This is a genomic window from Arthrobacter sp. UNC362MFTsu5.1 (assembly GCF_000685965.1).
GTDB lineage: Bacteria > Actinomycetota > Actinomycetes > Actinomycetales > Micrococcaceae > Arthrobacter.
This window is the reverse complement of record NZ_JMLE01000041.1, coordinates 1-15,346: the sequence shown is the minus strand read 5'-3', so window position 1 is coordinate 15,346 and position 15,346 is coordinate 1. Positions and strand designations below refer to the sequence as shown.

Below are 15,346 nucleotides of genomic sequence, written 5' to 3'. Positions count from 1 at the left end.
TTGTGGGTGGGCCGGGGCGTGCTTAGCGCACGGTCAGCAGGTTGCGGGGGTTGTCCACGAGGATGCGCCGGACGTCTTCTTCGCCCAGGCCGCGGGCCTCGAGGAACGGCACAAAGGTGGTCAGGACGTGGCTGTAGGGCAGGCTGTACTCCGGCAGGCCCTTGGCCACGCCGATCGAGTTGCCCGACAGGATGATCTTGTCGGCATGGCCGGCCTTGACGAGCTCGAGCACCAGCTCGGCGCGCTCGTGGTCGGTCAGGTAGTCCGCGTGGTCGTTCAGGCCTACGTGGTCGATCCCGACGAACGCTCCACGGCGGGCCACCTCGACGGCGGAGCCGGTGGCGTCCTTGCGGTCCAGGCCGCCCACGAGTACCCGGTCGGCTCCGATCTGTTCGTCCAGGACGACGTCCAGGTCATGCAGGGCATCGGCGCCGAAGCGGATGGAGACGGGGACGCCGGTGGTCCTGGCGGCGCGGGCTGAGCCGCGGAAGAGGCTTTCCTCGGTGGGCGTCATACCGGCGCGGTCGGCGACAGTGGCGACGATACCGGCAGCGGCGCGGCGCTCGACCCGGGGCACCACCATCCCCTCGGTGACCTCCTTGCCGAAGAGATCGCCGAACTTTTCGGCCGGCCACGGGGTGGGTGGGTTGGTCTGCGGTGTCAGGAAGTATCCGCCGAGTTCTTCCTCCGGGCCCAGGCCCGTGGACGCAACGATGTGGACGCCGGTGGAACGGGAAAGCGCCTCGTAGAGCTTGAGGTCCCGGCCGTGGAACATGCCGGTGCTGTCGACGATGGTCTGACCGCCGTGTTCGCGGAAGTCCGTGAGTTTGGCGGCCAGGGCCTCGAAGATCGCCGCCCGGTCCATCGAGATGTCGGGGGCGTACTGGGCACCGGGGAGCACCGACAACAGCGCCTCATGGACCGCGACAACGCCCAGTTCAGAAGCAGGTACGGGACCCAGGACCGTGTTGACGGTATGCCCGGCGGGGGCATCAATCGCGTCGGCGGTGCCGGTGGGGGTGGGGTAACTCACGGGGCTTCTCCCTTGAAGATCGGGTGCTGAATGCTGGGGGCGCCGCGGAGTTGGACCGTGCCGTCGCCCCGTTGCGGTGTAGCCAGCATCACATAATTCTTTACATAGTGTCAAGGAAATAATCGCAGCGTACGGTAATCAGTCGATGCGACTCCATTAAGGTTCGTCACGTAAAAGCTCTTGACATGATGTAAAGCTTCCAGACAAACTGTGGGGAGCGCCACACGTAGTTCGGAAACAAAGGAGTTTCATCGATGAGTCAGACCAACACTGCCCAGACGGGCACTGCACAGACGGGCCCCGTACCGGGCCGCGGCTCCGTACGAGCCACCTTCATCGCCGCCTATAGCGCGGTCACCCTGGCCCAGATCACCAATGCACTGCCGGGCGCCCTCAACGGCACCTTCGCCGTGGAATTCCACACCTCGGGCGCCGGCCTGACCTGGATTGCGGGCATGTTCATGATGGGCATCGTGGTGTTTGAGCTCAGCTGGGGAGTCCTGGGCGACCTCTTCGGCCGGAAGAAGCTGCTGTACGCAGGTGCCGTGGTCAGCGTCGCCGGTTCCGTCCTGGCGGCACTGGCGACCACCACGGAGATGATGATCGCGGCGCAGGCTGTCGGCGGCATCGGTGCGGGCATCCTCTTCCCCATTTCGCTGTCCATGATCGCGGCGATCACCCCGGACCACCGGGCCCGGGCGAAGGTCATCGCCACGTGGGCCGGGTTCCTGTCCCTGGGTGCGGTGATCTCCCCCATGCTGGCCGGCCTCACGGCGCAGGCCTTCACCGTTGCGGGATTCAGCGGCTGGCGGGTGGCGTACTACATTGCCGCCGCGATCGCCGTCGCCGTCCTGATCGTTGCGGTCGGGGCGAAAGACTCCGCTGCCGCCGAGGGGCGCAAACTCGACCTGCCCGGTCAGTTCACCCTGGCGCTCGGCCTGATTGCCGTTCTCTTCGCCACGGTGACGGCTGTCGACTCCGGCTTCGGCAGCGCCGAGGTGATCGCAAGCTACGTTGCAGGCGCCGTCCTCCTGGTCGCCTTCGTCGTGATCGAAACACGCACCAGGCAGCCGCTGATCCACCTCTCGCTGTTCAAGAACAGCGCCTACTCGATCACGGGCATCGTTGCCGTGACAGGCATGTTCGCCTTCCTCGCCGTTTGCTACAGCACCAGCGTCGCCGTCGGCGGGCTCGCCCTCGCCGAAGCCTGGAAGGTCGGCGTGCTGTTCGTCTTCATCCAGGGCCCCGCATTCGCCTTCATCCCGGTGGTGGGCTGGCTCATCCACCACGTGGCACCGCGCTGGGTGCTCACCGCCGGCTTCGCCTTCATGGCAGCCTCCGCCTTCTGGCTCTCTACGGTCCCGCTGGGCACGCCGGAGGCCTTCGGCGGAACTCCGTGGACGGCGTTCATTCCGCCGCTCCTGCTCCTGGGCATCGGGTTCGCGCTCACGGTCGGCTCCATCACCGCCGTCGCCATCAACACCGTCCCGCCGCAGCACATCGGGATGGCGTCCGCCACCACCAACCTCCTGCGTGACCTCGGCTTCGCCCTGGGCCCCGTCATCGGCTCAGCCATCGCCTTCGGCATCGGAGCCGCCGCCTTCGCCGCACCCCTCGCCGGGATCCTCGGCGGTGCAGGACTCCCCGCGGACGCCGTCGCCGGGCTGTCGAACGTGCCGCCGCTGGGCTATCTCTCCGGCTGGGACGGGGTCATCGCGCAGTTCACCGGCCAGGCAACGGCCGGCGGCGCACCCGCCCAGGCGGTCGACGGCATGGTCAAGGCCCTCACCTCCGCACAGCCGCAGATCCAGGGCGTGGCGGGTACCTCCCTCGGCCAGGGCTTCCAGGCCGTCTACCTCGCTGCGGGCATCGCGGCCATCCTGTCCGCCGTCCTTACCCTCTTCATCTCCGCACGTTCCTCGGCCCCCGCGCCGGATGCGGTTGCGGAACCCACGAAGACCGCCGCAGCCGACGCCGAGGCAAGCGCCGAAGCCGCCGTCTGAGCCTGACGGCCGCCAGCCCTACCCAACCACCGACCATCCGCAAGGAGAACACCATGACTGCACCCCTCGAATCAGACATCGACATCTGGGATGACGACATCCTTGTCGACCCCTACCCCACCTATGCCGCGCTCCGCGAGCAGGCCGCAGTGGTCCACCTCCCCAAGAACGACCTGTACGTCCTGACGCGCTACGACGTCATCCGCGACGCCCTCGGCGATCCGGAAACCTTCTCCTCCACCAGCATCGGCTTCAATCCCATGGTGAACGAGGCGCTTCAGGGCACCTCGCTTGCCTCCGACCCGCCCACGCACACGCAGCTCCGCGCCACGCTGTCGCAGAACCTCACGCCCCGCGCACTCCGCGGACTGAAAGTCGTCATCGACGAAAAGGCGGACAAACTCGTGGCAGAGCTCGCCGCCAGCGGCAGCTTCGAGGCCGTCGATGCCCTGGCCCGGGCCTTCCCGATCGAAATCGTTGCCGACCTCATCGGCTTCAGCGGGCACGTCAAGGACAACATGCTGCGCTGGGGCCAGGCGGCGATGCAGGTCATCGGCCCGCTGAACCAGCGCACGCAGGAGAGCTTCCCGATCGCGGGCGAGCTCTACGGCTGGTGCTCGTCGGTCACCGCGGAAGACCTCACGCCCGGCTCGATCGGGCGCGGAATTTTCGACGCCGAATCGCGCGGCGACATCCCCGAAGGCTCTGCGGGGCACATCATCCACCAGTACCTGGGAGCGGGCGTCGATACGACGATCGCCTCGATCGGAAACATCATCGCGCTGTTCGGCCACCACCCGGAGCAGTTCGAGCTGGTCCGCGAGAACCCGGAACTGGTCCCCGCGGCGTTCGCCGAAGTTCTGCGCTACTGGGCACCGGTCCACATCTGGGGCCGCAAGGCAACCCGCGACGTCGACATCGACGGCGTCACTATTCCGGCAGGCGCCCAGGTGGGCATCCTCTTCGGTGCCGGCAACCGGGACCCGCGGCACTACGGGAATCCCGACACCTTTGATGTCCGGCGCAACCCGGTGGACCACCTCTCCTTCGGCTACGGACCGCACGGCTGTGCCGGCCAGGGCCTGGCGAAACTCGAAGCGCACGCGATCATCGAAGCACTCGCCCGCCGGGTGAAATCGTTGACAGTCTCCGATGAGGTCCGGGAACCGAGCAACATCACGCGGAGTTTCGAATTGCTCCAGGTCGAAAAGGTGGTGGCAGCATGAGGATCGAACTGGACCGGCCGCGCTGCGAGGGACACGGCCTGTGCGAGGAAGCCGCGCCCACGCTGATGCACCTCGACGACGACGGCGAGCTGGTCATCGATGTTCCGGACGCCGAAGGGGCCGACCTGGACGCCGCAAAGGCGGCGGTCCGGGTCTGCCCGGTGGCCGCGCTGCGATTGGCCGCGGCATGACACTGCGACGGATAGTGGTGGTGGGCAACGGCATCGCCGGCCTCACGGCCTGCGACTCGCTGCGCTCGGCCGGCTTCGACGGTGAGCTCACGGTGGTTGGCGCCGAGCGCCACCACCCGTACAGCCGCCCCGCCCTGTCCAAGGCGCTGCTGCATGGCGATGACGGGAAAAGTGACGGCGCCCTCCGGGCGCACGAACTCCCCCCGCCCACCCATGAAGCAACGGAGCTGCTCGGCGTCAGTGCCACAGGCCTGGACGTGGACGCCCGGCTGGTTAGCCTGGACGGGGGCGGTGAGCTGCCGTATGACGGCCTGGTCATCGCCTCCGGTTCCCGGGCGAAGCGTCTCGCCTCCTGGCAATCCGGCGGACCGCAACCGGAGGGCACCTCCCGCGAGCTCACCCTGCGCTCCATCGAGGATGCGGTCGCACTTAAGGAACGGGTCTCCGATCGCCCCTCCGTCATCGTGGTCGGCGGCGGACCGCTCGGCATGGAGGTGGCGTCCGGTTGCCTGCACATGGGCTGCGACGTCACGCTCGTCTCCGACGCCACGCCCCTGTCGCGCCAACTGGGCGACCACCTGGCCGGCATCTTCACCTCCGCCGCCATCGGGAGCGGACTGCGGGTGGTTGGCGGCGGGAAGGCACGCCTTGTGGATCGCGGCGACAGCGCAACGGTTGTCCTGGCCGACGGCACCGAACTTGAGGCGGACCTCGTGGTCACAGCAATCGGCGATGAGCCGAACATTGACTGGCTGGCCGGCTCGCCACTCCTCACCGACGGGTCGCTGCGAGTCGATTCGCGCGGACGGCTGCGGCCGGACATCGTGGCCGCCGGCGACGTGGCGTTCTTCCCCACCCTGCGCGGCGTAGAGCGGGTTCCGCTGTGGACGAGCGCCATCGACCAGGCCAGGGTCGCCGCCGTCGGCCTGCTTCAAGGCGACGCCGCACCCGAGTTCAACTTCCAGCCCTATTTCTGGACGGAGGGCTTCGGACTGTCGCTCAAAGCTGTCGGATTCACCCCGGTGGCGGGTGCCCCCGACTACTGCGAACCTGGCGGGGAGAGCGGGTCCGCGCTCCTGCGCTGGGACAACCCGGACGGTTCCGGGACCGCCGCCGCGCTCAACTACCGGATCCCGATCCCCAGGCTGCGCCGGCTGGCCGACGCCGGTCCGGCCGCGCTGCGTCCAAACGCGCCCGCCCGGGTTTGAGCCCGCCCGCCCGGGTTTGAGCCAGCCCGCCCGGGTTTGAGCCCGCCCGCCACCGTTAGGATTGATCCATGTCGTCGTTGCGAGAAGCCCAGAAGAAGCTCACCCGCGACATGATCGTGGAGCGGGCACTTGAGCTCTTCACCGAAAAGGGTTACGCCGCGACCACCATCGACGAGATCGCCGCAGCGGCCGGCACCACCAGGGTGACCTTCTACGCGTACTACCCCTCACGTGTTGACCTGATGAAGGACTTTATGGCGCGGGTCAACGCGGTGCTGGACCGCGCCGACGGCCCGGAGAGCGGCTCCACCGCAGCCGACCTTGTTGATGTGGTGCGGGCGGGCGAGCTGCCGGGCATCCTGGCCTGGCTGGAGTCCCGGGCGGCGCTCTGGCCGGTATTCCGGCCGTACCTTGACGTGCTCGACGAGGCCGCCGCCGTCGACCGTGAGGTGCGCGCCATGGTGGAGGGCTGGCATGAGGAAGTCATCTCCGACCTGGTCCGCGGAATGCAGCTGGCCGGACGCTTCTCCGAGGAGACGCACCACATCCGCGGAACCCTGGCCTTCACCTCACTCGACTACGTGGCCACGCTCTGGACCCGCCGCAAGTTTGAACCAAACCGCGAACACGCGCTGGAGGTCCTGGCGGACAACTGGTACCACCTGCTCTGCGACGAGGGCTGAACGCGCAGCCACCGAACGCGCAGCCCCTCCCCCGGCAGCCCCTCAACGCGCAGCCACTCCCCGGGGAACTAGGCATCCAGCCCCAGGCCGGCTGACGGAACCACGGCTCCGGTGGCCGTCGAGTCCGGGTTGAGCATCCAGCCCACCCTCTTGGCCGCGCTCAGCACCACAACGCTTTCGGCCAGCTCGATCCCCGGGATCCGTTGCTGGAGCGCGAGCTCGGCGTTCATCACGTCCGCCAGGGAGTGCAGCCACATGACGATCACGAAGTTGGTCCTGCCGGTGGTGGAGGCGGCAAGCCGGACGTTGCGGAACCCCCGCAGCTCGGCCCCCGCGGAGTCGTGCTGGCCCGGCGGCACGTTGGCGAACCACTGGCACGTGACCGGGTAGCCGGAGTACTTCTGTGCCATTTCGCAGCGGAAGGACAGCAGCTGGCTGGCCAGCACCCGGTTCAACTGCCGCTGGACTGTGGCCGGACTGCGCCCGAGGCCGCGGGCGATCTCCGCCGCGGTGGCCCTCCCGTCCTGTGCGAGGAACGGGATCAGGTCAAGATGGCTCTGCGGCAGCGGAGCACCCGCCACGGCGGGCGGGGCCGAGCCGGATGCCTCTGGCCCGGCGAGCAGCCTGAGGGCGTTCTGCTGCGCCTTGTCCAGGACATTGAGCCGCCAGGCGTAGCCGCCCACGTGCAGCCGCGTGCAGAGCGCGGTCCGGTACTTGAGGAGGCCGGGGATGTCCTTGAACTGCGGCACCACCGTGTCGCTGAAATAGGCAAGAGTGGGCGTGATGACCGTCAGCATCAGGTCGCGGTTGCTGGCCGCTTCCTCCACCGTGACCACTTCGGGCATGGCGGCGAGCGCGGCGGTGACGCCGGCGCGCTGCCGCATCTCGCAGTCCACGTCCACCAGCGCCAGGCACATCTGTTTCGGATCGCCGATCAGGTGGGCCGTGGTCCAGGCGGCGCCGGCCTCCCTCAGCCGGTCCCAACGGGCCGCGAGCGTCGTGGCGTGCACGCCCAAAATTCCGGCGGCGTCGGACCAGCTGATCCGCGGCGCTATCTGCAGCGCATTAATGATGCGGAGATCGTCCTCACTGACTTCCATCCGGACACATCCCCTTCCGATCGCACGAATCCTGCACAAACCATCATAGTTTTGATTTTTTCCAGCTATTTTCCTCCTTGTGAACCAGCTCACTCCAGAATGGATAGCAGATCACTTACCAATCGTTCGGGAAGTAGGAAAACATATGTCGATCACCGCCGATGCCAGGGAGCTGCAGGGCGAAATCGCCCGGTTCCGCCACGAGCTGCATCGGGAGCCGGAGATCGGCCTGGATCTGCCCCGGACCCAGGAAAAAGTACTCAAGGCGCTGGAAGGCCTGCCGTACGAGATCACCCTCGGTGAGAGCACGACGTCGGTCACTGCTGTTTTGCGCGGCGGAGCGCCGCACGCTTCAGCCGAGAAGCCGGCGGTCCTGCTCCGTGCCGACATGGACGGCCTGCCCGTCCAGGAACGCACCGGCGTCGACTTCACTTCACGCATTGACGGCGCCATGCACGCCTGCGGCCACGACCTCCACACGTCCATGCTTGCCGGCGCCGCCCGCCTCCTGGCCGACCGCCGCGAGCAGCTGGCCGGCGATGTTGTCCTGATGTTCCAGCCTGGCGAGGAAGGCTTCGACGGCGCCTCCCACATGATCAGCGAAGGCGTGCTGGACGCGGCGGGCGGGCGCGTGGATGCCGCTTACGCCATGCACGTGTTCTCCGCCCTGGAACCGTACGCCCAGTTTTGCACCAAGCCCGGCGTCATCCTGAGTGCGTCCGACGGTCTCTTCGTCACCGTCCTGGGTGCCGGCGGCCACGGCTCCGCGCCGCACTCCGCGAAGGACCCCGTCACGGCGGTTGCCGAAATGGTGACAGCCCTGCAGGTGATGATCACACGCCAGTTCAACATGTTCGATCCCGTAGTCCTCACGGTCGGCCTCCTGCAGGCCGGCACCAAACGCAACGTCATCCCTGAATCCGCGCGCTTCGAAGCCACCATCCGCACGTTCTCCGACGCCTCCCGGGAACGGATGATGACGGCCGTTCCGGTCCTCCTCAAAGGAATCGCCGCAGCCCACGGCCTCGAGGTGGACGTCGACTACCGCTCCGAGTACCCGCTCAGCGTCACGGATGAAGACGAGACGCACACCGCCGAAAAGACCATCCAGAAGCTCTTTGGCGACTCCCGCCTCACCCGCTGGGCCACCCCGCTCAGCGGGTCGGAGGACTTCTCCCGGGTAATGGCGGAGGTGCCCGGCACGTTTATCGGGCTCAGCGCTGTTGCCCCCGGCGCGGACCACACCGCCACCCCGTTCAACCACTCCCCCTACGCCACATTCGACGACGGCGTTCTCTCCGACGGCGCGGCGCTCTACGCAGAGCTGGCCGTTTCCCGCATCGCAGCCCTCGCGGCTGCAGGCAACTGACCTTCCCTTCACTTTTGGAGCCCCACATGACTTCCACCGTAGGCATGCCAGCCGAGGTCCAGGTTCACAAGTCCCACCTCCGGACCCTCATCGGCACCGGCATCGGCAACGCCGTTGAATGGTACGACTGGGCCATCTACGCCACATTCTCACCGTTCATCGCCAGCGCACTGTTCAGCAAGGCGGATCCGACGTCGGCCTTCCTGGCCACCCTGGCGATCTTCGCCGTCGGCTTCGTGGCCCGTCCCTTCGGCGGCTTTGTCTTCGGTTGGATCGGTGACCGGATCGGCCGCAAGACGTCCATGACGTTCGCCGTCGGCCTGGCAGCCCTCGGCAGCCTGCTGATCGGCGTCGCCCCGACGTTCGAGGCTGTCGGTGCGTTCGCGTCCGTAATGCTGCTGGTGGCCCGCCTGATCCAGGGCCTGGCGCACGGCGGGGAGCTGCCGTCGTCGCAGACCTACCTTTCCGAAATGGCCCCCAAGGAAAAGCGCGGCTTCTGGGCAACCCTCATCTACACGTCCGGCACCGCCGGGATCCTGGCCGGAACGCTGCTCGGCGCCATCCTGTCCAATGTCCTGAGCACGGCCGACATGAACGCCTGGGGCTGGCGCATCCCCTTCCTGATCGGAGGCGCCCTGGGCGTCTACGCCCTGGTGATGCGGGCCCGGATGAAGGAAACCAAAGCCTTCGAGGCCGAGTCGCCCAAGGAAAAGCACGAGCCGATGTGGCCGCAGATCTGGCGGCACCGCAAGCAGGCCCTGCAGGTCATCGGCCTGACGGTCGGCCTCACCGTGAGCTACTACATCTGGGGCGTGGTGGCACCGAGCTACGCCGCCACCACCCTGAAGATGGACCGCGGCGAAGCCCTTTGGGCCGGCGTCATCGCCAACATCGTGTTCATCGCCGCGCTGCCGTTCTGGGGCAAGCTGTCCGACCGCATCGGCCGCAAGCCGGTCCTGATCATGGGCTCCGCCGGCGCCGCCCTGCTGCACTTCCCCATGACCTGGCTGCTGAAGGACTCCCCCTGGCAGCTCGCCGTCACCATGTCCGTCATGCTGTTCTTCATCGCCGCCAGCGCCGCGATTGTCCCGGCCGTCTACGCCGAGCTCTTCCCCACCAAGATCCGCACGGTCGGAGTCGGCGTCCCCTACTCCATCTGCGTCGCGGCCTTCGGCGGCACGGCCCCGTACCTGCAGACCTGGCTGGGGACCATCGGGCAGGCCAACCTGTTCAATGTCTACGCAGTGCTCCTGCTGCTGATTGGCATCGCGTTCGTCTTCACCATCCCCGAGACCAAGGGCAAGGACCTGACGCACTAACTCCCGACGGCGGCCCGGCCGCCTGACGTGAACACCGGCGGGGGCCGGGCGGCACTGCCGCCCGGCCCCCGCCATTGGCGCGTCTGGGAGAATGGGGATGCCCGACGCATCGCGGCACCGTAGCGGGATGCACAGCCCGATCTGCTTACAATCAACCGACAGTCATCTAACAAGGGAACCATGAAGAAACTCACCACGGCCCTGCTCGCCGCCGGGCTCATCATCTCCGCTTCGGCCTGTTCGGCACCGGAAAAACTGACCACCGCGGAGACCTGCGACCGGCTCAAGATCGTTGTGACGGATTCCAGCGCCAACGCCGGCAAGACCGGGATGGTCATCCTGGGCAACCGGCTTCGCCCGATCGTGGCGGGTGCCTCGGACGAGCTGAAGCCCGCGGTGCAGGCAATCCTGGATTACGCGGACGAGTCCGCAAAGGAGAACCCGGATGCCGACAAGGTTGCCGAGCTGCAGGCCGGCTACCAGAAGGCCGGCGCCACGTTCGGGCAGCTCTGCACGTCGTAGCCGTTCTGCACGAATGACGCCGCTCCCTAGCCCAGGTGGACCGGCGGGCCGTTTACGTCGGCGCCGCTGAACCTTTTCCGGTCGATGGTGATCAGCAGGAGCGCAATCGGCATGATCAGGATCGACACGGCCGCCGCCCACAGGAACACCTCCGCATAGCCGGCGGTCAACGCCGCCATGGAGGCAGTTCCTGCGGCGGCCGTGGCCGCAGCAGCGATGGTGCTGAAGAGGGCGATGCCCAGCGAGCCGCCGATCTGCTGTGAGGCATTCACCAGGGCACTGGCAACACCGGCATCGTCCTTGTCCACGCCGAAAAGGGCAAGGTTCTGCATGGGAACGAACACCATTCCCAGGCCCAGGCCCATCAGGACCAGCGCGGGCAGCATGTTCACTGCGTAGCTGCCCTCCGCGCTCACCCGGGTGAGCCACAGCATGGCCGCCGCCATAAAGAGCGGCCCGACGGCGGTGGGGATCTTCGCCCCCAGCGTCGGCAGGTTCTTCGCCACGACTGCGGCGGTGACGATCAGCACCACCGTCATCGGCAGGGACGCAATGCCTGCCGGGAACGGGGCGAAGCCGAGCACAATCTGGATGTAGAAGTTGATGAACAGGATGCCGCCGATCAGGACGGCGCCTGAGAGCAATGAGGCGAGGAACGCCGCCGCGCGGTTGCGCTCCGTTGCGACCCGCAGCGGCAGCAGCGGGTGTTTCACCTTCTTCTCCACTGCTACGAACAGCACCAGCAGCACCGCGCCGGCAAAAATGAACCCCCACGCCTCGGGGGCACCCCAGCCGTGTTCGGCGTTGGTGAAGCCGTACACCAGCGAACCCAGTCCGAGCGCGGCAAGCACGACGCCGGGCCAGTCGTATTTGGTGGATCCTTCGGCTTTGCTCTCGCGAACCTGGCGCCAGACGCCGACGAAGGCGATGAAGGCGATGGGGATATTGACGAAAAAGCACCACCGCCAGGACGCGTAGTCCGTCAGGTAGCCGCCCAGGAGGACGCCGACGGCTGCGCCGACACCGCTGATGGAACCGAAGATCGCGAACGCCGTTCCGCGGTCCTTGCCTCCGGGGAACGCAACGGTCAGCAGCGCCAGTGCGGCAGGCGCCAGCAGCGCCGCGAAAACACCCTGCAGGGCGCGCGCACCGATCAGCTCCCACGACTCCTGCGCGATGCCGCCGATGAACGACGCGACGGCGAAACCTGCCGCGGCAACGATGAAGGTCCGCTTACGGCCCCAGAAGTCCGCGATGCGCCCGCCCAGCAGCAGGAACGCGCCAAAGGCCAGCGCGTAGGCCGTCACCACCCACGAGCGGGTCGAGTCACTGATCCCCATTTCGGCCTGCAGCCGCGGGAGGGCGAGGTTCACGATTGTGCCGTCCAGGACCACCATGAGCTGGGCCAGGGCGAGGAAGATCAGTGCCCGCCACGCTTTCTGCGGCTTCTGCTCCTGCCGCACGTGAGCGGTTGCCGTATCAAATGCCATTCCTTCACACCTTCCAAGTAGTAATACTTATAAAAGTATAACTACTTTCCGGGAGTCCGGCCCTGCCGGATGGGTGCAGTGGTGGCTACGCGGGCGCGTCGAGGATGGCGGCCAGGCGCTGGAGGGCCGGGAGGCTCGCCTCGATTTGCGCACGCTCGGCCGGAAGAAGCCTGGAGCTTGCCGCTGCGAGCGAATCAGCCCAAGAGCCTTCCAGCAGGGCCTTGATCCGCTGGGACTCAGCAGTGGGGTGGAGCGTGACATACCGCTTGTCGGCGGCGTCGCGCGTACGGGTTACCAGATTCCCGGTGACAAGTTCGCGCACCTGCACGCTCACGTTACTGAACTGCCGGCCCAGCCTGTTGGCCACTTCGGCGACAGTGATCCCGGGGTGGTTTTCGATCACGCGAAGGATCTCGAGGAGTCCGTTGGGCAGCGGCCGCACGCCGGTGTCTTCGTGGGACCTCCGCCGGACGTCGGCAGAGATGTCGAGGATGGCCACGGCGAGGGCGCGGTGGTCAACGGCGGGCGCCGACCCCTCGCCCGACCCAACATTTTCCATCCCACCAGCATAGGGGCGGCCGGGCCGGGCACGATCCCAAAATTACTTGACGCTTCAAGTTTCTAGGTCTATATTTAGTTGTAGCTTCAACAAGTAATCCTCCGGCAGAACAGAACCTGATGAAAACCCTCCTGGCCCGCATCTTTGGAAAGAAGACTCCCATGACTGACATCACCATCATCGGTAACGGCAACATGGCCCGTGGCATTGCCACCCGCGCCCTCGCAGCCGGCAAGGCCGTGGAGATCCTCGGACAGGACGCCGCCAAAGCCCAAACCCTGGCAGTCGAACTCGGCGCAGGTGTCACCTCAGGCACCACCGCCGACGCCCCGCAGGGCAGCATCGTGGTGCTGGCCGTCCCGTTCGACGCCGCCAAGGCAGTAGTCACCGGCTATGGTGACGCCCTCGCCGGCAAGACCATCGTGGACATCACCAACCCCGTCAACTTCGCAACCTTCGATTCCCTGGTGGTCGAACCGGGCTCGTCCGCTGCCGAGGAAATCTCCGCCCTGGTTCCGGCCAGCGCCAGCGTGGTCAAGGCCTTCAACACCACCTTCGCGGGGACCCTGGTGGCCGGCGAATCCGGCGGCCAGCCGCTGGACGTCTTCATCGCCGGTGACGCCCCGCATGGCACCGACGCCGTGAGCAGTTTTGTGGCCGCGGCCGGAATGCGCCCGCTTGTTGTCGGTCCGCTCAAGCGCTCCCGAGAACTCGAGGGGTTCCAGTTCGTCCTCATGACCATGCAGGCCAACCCGGCGTTCGCCGACTTCAACTGGGACACCGGGCTCGCCATCACCAAGTAGTACCCCGGCGAAAAGCCGGAAGCGGACGACGCCGGGACCTCCCGGCGTCGTCCGCTTCTGTTTTGGTGGTCAACACGGCATTGAGTGCGGCAGCCAGGCCACAGCACCGCACCGCTTTACGGCAAGCTAGCCCGCGGGGCCGATTTCGCGGTTCACGGCCGGCATGATTTCGGTGGCCAGCAGTTCGATGGAACGTGCGGTCTCGGCGAACGGCAGGCCGCCGAGGCCGATCTGCGCCATGTACCGGCTGTTGCCGAGGGTTTCGTGTATTTCCAGGAGCTTCTCAGTGACCTGCTGTGGACTTCCGACGAGCAGCCCGCCGCCCGGTTCACTCCAGTCATCAAAGGTGGCGCGCGGGTAATGGTCCACGGCGCGCGGCATGTTCTGCTCGAAATAGGCCCGGTAGTGCGGGTAGAAAGTGTCCCGTGCCTGCTGCGAGGTGGGGGCCGCGTAGAAGTGTCCGCCCACGCCCACCGGCAGGGCGCCGGCGTCATGGCCGGCGTCGGTGGCGCTCTGGCGGTACAGCTCCGCCAGGCGGCGGAACCGCTGCGGACCGGACAGGAGCGCAATGAACAGGGGAAGGCCCAGCCGGCCGGCCCGGACGAAACTCGCCGGCGTCCCGCCCACGCCCACCCAGACGGGGAGCTTGTCCTGGATCGGGCGGGGCGCAATGTCCATCCCGGGCACGCTTTGGGTCAGTGTTCCCCGCCAATCCAGGACGGCGTTGTCCCGCAACTCGAGGAGCATGCGCAGCTTCTCGTCGAAGAGCCCGTCGTAGTCCTCAGTGCTGTGGCCGAACAGCGGATAGGACTCGATGAAGGCGCCGCGTCCGGCGATGATTTCGGCCCGCCCGTCGGAAATCAGGTCCAGCGTGGCGAACTGCTCAAAGAGCCGCACGGGGTCCTGGGTGGACAGGACCGTGACGGCGGTGCTGAGCCGGAGGTTGGTGGTTTCGCGGGCGATGGCTGCCAGCACGATCTCGGGCGCGGAAAGGGCGAAATCCCGCCGGTGGTGCTCACCCAGGCCCAGGAAGCTGAGGCCCGCCTGGTCCGCCAGCTTGGCCAGCTCAATGATCTCGTGCACCCGCTGCCGGGGTGAGAGTGCGCTGCCGGTGTCGATGTTTCGGGAAAGCTCACCGAAAGTGAAAATGCCAAAGTCCATGCTTGGTTGAACATTCAAGTTCCTGATTTCATTCCAGTTACCTTGTGTGACGCCTCGTGACCTTCTCAGCGTCCGGGGCCGCCGATGCGGGCTCCCGGATGACGCTTTGAGTCACTGCATTACCGCCGGTGAACAAGCGCGACACCGGCCATTGATACAGCCGCGGGCCGGACCGTAACCTCAATCCAAGCGCTGGAACCGGGGCACCGGATACGCTCCACAAGAGCAGCAGGCCCAGCAATTGACCACGACGGAGGGCGGCAGAAATGCCGCCGCGAGCCTCCGTCCCCTCCGCTCTCCGCACCCCCGACTCTTGTCCGGCGGCGAGGCCCTGTGCGGCCCGCCGCAATCGTGAAGGAATCCCCATGTCATCGCATCAGAACCCCGAAGGATCCACCCGCATCGTTGCGGGACAAACGCCCAAGCCCCAAAACTCCGCAGGAAAGCGCAAGCGCGCCCTCGGCATCGGCATCGCCGCAGGCCTCGTCGCGCTGATCGCCGGCGGCGCCGCAGTGGCTTCGAACCTCAACCGCAGCCCCGAGGCGCAGCCGGCGGCCGCAGCTGCCGCCGGCACGGCCGCCGCTGAACTGAAGCTGGGCTATTTCGGCAACGTCACCCACGCCCCCGCGCTGGTGGGCGTCAAGCAGGGTTTCCTTGCCAGGAGCCTGGGCGAGACCAA

Annotated in this window: 14 protein-coding genes and 1 pseudogene; 10 read left to right on the top strand and 5 right to left on the bottom strand. The window is 67.0% G+C overall.

The genetic code is table 11. The features are described 5' to 3' along the window. Positions 1-22: 22 nt before the first annotated feature. Positions 23-1,033: an aryldialkylphosphatase gene (locus tag BS38_RS0122635; protein ID WP_051629109.1), complete on the bottom strand. Its 1,011-nt coding sequence runs from the start codon at positions 1,031-1,033 to the stop codon at positions 23-25. A 254-nt stretch (positions 1,034-1,287) separates the two neighbouring features. On the opposite strand from BS38_RS0122635, the gene BS38_RS0122630 reads away from it, so the two are divergent. From BS38_RS0122630 to BS38_RS0122610, 5 genes are all read left to right on the top strand, one after another. Further along, positions 1,288-3,036, top strand: coding sequence for an MFS transporter (locus BS38_RS0122630; protein WP_028272821.1), 1,749 nt, complete (start codon positions 1,288-1,290; stop codon positions 3,034-3,036). Positions 3,037-3,089: 53 nt separating this feature from the next. Beyond that, positions 3,090-4,262: a cytochrome P450 gene (locus BS38_RS0122625; RefSeq protein ID WP_028272820.1), complete on the top strand. Its 1,173-nt coding sequence runs from the start codon at positions 3,090-3,092 to the stop codon at positions 4,260-4,262. Then, complete coding sequence (locus BS38_RS0122620) at positions 4,259-4,453, top strand: ferredoxin (protein ID WP_028272819.1); 195 nt, start codon at positions 4,259-4,261, stop codon at positions 4,451-4,453. Before BS38_RS0122625 ends, BS38_RS0122620 begins: the two co-directional genes overlap by 4 nt. Continuing rightward, a complete protein-coding gene (locus BS38_RS0122615; protein WP_043439756.1) occupies positions 4,450-5,661 on the top strand; it encodes an NAD(P)/FAD-dependent oxidoreductase in 1,212 nt (403 codons plus the stop codon). Before BS38_RS0122620 ends, BS38_RS0122615 begins: the two co-directional genes overlap by 4 nt. Before the next feature lie 68 nt (positions 5,662-5,729). Beyond that, positions 5,730-6,344: a TetR/AcrR family transcriptional regulator gene (locus tag BS38_RS0122610; RefSeq protein WP_028272817.1), complete on the top strand. Its 615-nt coding sequence runs from the start codon at positions 5,730-5,732 to the stop codon at positions 6,342-6,344. 68 nt (positions 6,345-6,412) lie between these two features. Here BS38_RS0122610 and BS38_RS0122605 read toward each other — a convergent pair whose 3' ends face one another. After that, a complete protein-coding gene (locus BS38_RS0122605) occupies positions 6,413-7,444 on the bottom strand; it encodes an Lrp/AsnC family transcriptional regulator (RefSeq protein WP_028272816.1) in 1,032 nt (343 codons plus the stop codon). Between the two features lie 145 nt (positions 7,445-7,589). On the opposite strand from BS38_RS0122605, the gene BS38_RS0122600 reads away from it, so the two are divergent. The 3 genes from BS38_RS0122600 to BS38_RS0122590 all read left to right on the top strand — a co-directional run bounded on the left by BS38_RS0122600 (position 7,590) and on the right by BS38_RS0122590 (position 10,654). After that, positions 7,590-8,813, top strand: a complete 1,224-nt coding sequence (locus BS38_RS0122600; RefSeq protein WP_028272815.1) for a M20 metallopeptidase family protein — start codon at positions 7,590-7,592, stop codon at positions 8,811-8,813. 26 nt (positions 8,814-8,839) lie between these two features. Beyond that, on the top strand, positions 8,840-10,132 hold the full coding sequence (locus BS38_RS0122595; RefSeq protein WP_028272814.1) for an MFS transporter: 1,293 nt from the start codon (positions 8,840-8,842) through the stop codon (positions 10,130-10,132). A gap of 180 nt (positions 10,133-10,312) precedes the next feature. Continuing rightward, on the top strand, positions 10,313-10,654 hold the full coding sequence (locus tag BS38_RS0122590) for a hypothetical protein (RefSeq protein ID WP_028272813.1): 342 nt from the start codon (positions 10,313-10,315) through the stop codon (positions 10,652-10,654). Between the two features lie 26 nt (positions 10,655-10,680). Here the strand turns inward: BS38_RS0122590 and BS38_RS0122585 are convergent, their stop codons facing one another. After that, a complete protein-coding gene (locus BS38_RS0122585; protein ID WP_081819023.1) occupies positions 10,681-12,144 on the bottom strand; it encodes an MFS transporter in 1,464 nt (487 codons plus the stop codon). Positions 12,145-12,229: 85 nt separating this feature from the next. Beyond that, entirely contained in the window at positions 12,230-12,703 is a 474-nt protein-coding gene (locus BS38_RS0122580; protein WP_028272811.1) for a MarR family winged helix-turn-helix transcriptional regulator, read from the bottom strand. A 161-nt stretch (positions 12,704-12,864) separates the two neighbouring features. Between BS38_RS0122580 and BS38_RS0122575 the strand changes: the two genes are divergently transcribed. Further along, positions 12,865-13,506 carry an NADPH-dependent F420 reductase gene (locus BS38_RS0122575; RefSeq protein ID WP_028272810.1) on the top strand — a complete coding sequence of 214 codons (642 nt, stop codon included), beginning with the start codon at positions 12,865-12,867 and terminating at the stop codon, positions 13,504-13,506. 126 nt (positions 13,507-13,632) lie between these two features. Here the strand turns inward: BS38_RS0122575 and BS38_RS0122570 are convergent, their stop codons facing one another. Continuing rightward, entirely contained in the window at positions 13,633-14,667 is a 1,035-nt protein-coding gene (locus tag BS38_RS0122570; protein ID WP_043439754.1) for an LLM class flavin-dependent oxidoreductase, read from the bottom strand. Positions 14,668-15,032: 365 nt separating this feature from the next. Here BS38_RS0122570 and BS38_RS26125 point away from each other — a divergent pair. Beyond that, positions 15,033-15,346: pseudogene (locus BS38_RS26125) on the top strand (sulfonate ABC transporter substrate-binding protein); the annotation flags it as partial.

Bases quoted from the DNA above. Each gene is read 5' to 3' on its own strand.
- BS38_RS0122620 (WP_028272819.1), top strand. From the start codon at position 4,259: ATGAGGATCGAACTGGACCGGCCGCGCTGCGAGGGACACGGCCTGTGC.
- BS38_RS0122570 (WP_043439754.1), bottom strand. From the start codon at position 14,667: ATGGACTTTGGCATTTTCACTTTCGGTGAGCTTTCCCGAAACATCGAC.
- BS38_RS0122580 (WP_028272811.1), bottom strand. From the start codon at position 12,703: ATGGAAAATGTTGGGTCGGGCGAGGGGTCGGCGCCCGCCGTTGACCAC.
- BS38_RS0122605 (WP_028272816.1), bottom strand. From the start codon at position 7,444: ATGGAAGTCAGTGAGGACGATCTCCGCATCATTAATGCGCTGCAGATA.
- BS38_RS0122585 (WP_081819023.1), bottom strand. From the start codon at position 12,144: ATGGCATTTGATACGGCAACCGCTCACGTGCGGCAGGAGCAGAAGCCG.
- BS38_RS0122630 (WP_028272821.1), top strand. From the start codon at position 1,288: ATGAGTCAGACCAACACTGCCCAGACGGGCACTGCACAGACGGGCCCC.
- BS38_RS0122600 (WP_028272815.1), top strand. From the start codon at position 7,590: ATGTCGATCACCGCCGATGCCAGGGAGCTGCAGGGCGAAATCGCCCGG.
- BS38_RS0122575 (WP_028272810.1), top strand. From the start codon at position 12,865: ATGACTGACATCACCATCATCGGTAACGGCAACATGGCCCGTGGCATT.
- BS38_RS0122610 (WP_028272817.1), top strand. From the start codon at position 5,730: ATGTCGTCGTTGCGAGAAGCCCAGAAGAAGCTCACCCGCGACATGATC.
- BS38_RS0122590 (WP_028272813.1), top strand. From the start codon at position 10,313: ATGAAGAAACTCACCACGGCCCTGCTCGCCGCCGGGCTCATCATCTCC.
- BS38_RS0122625 (WP_028272820.1), top strand. From the start codon at position 3,090: ATGACTGCACCCCTCGAATCAGACATCGACATCTGGGATGACGACATC.
- BS38_RS0122615 (WP_043439756.1), top strand. From the start codon at position 4,450: ATGACACTGCGACGGATAGTGGTGGTGGGCAACGGCATCGCCGGCCTC.
- BS38_RS0122595 (WP_028272814.1), top strand. From the start codon at position 8,840: ATGACTTCCACCGTAGGCATGCCAGCCGAGGTCCAGGTTCACAAGTCC.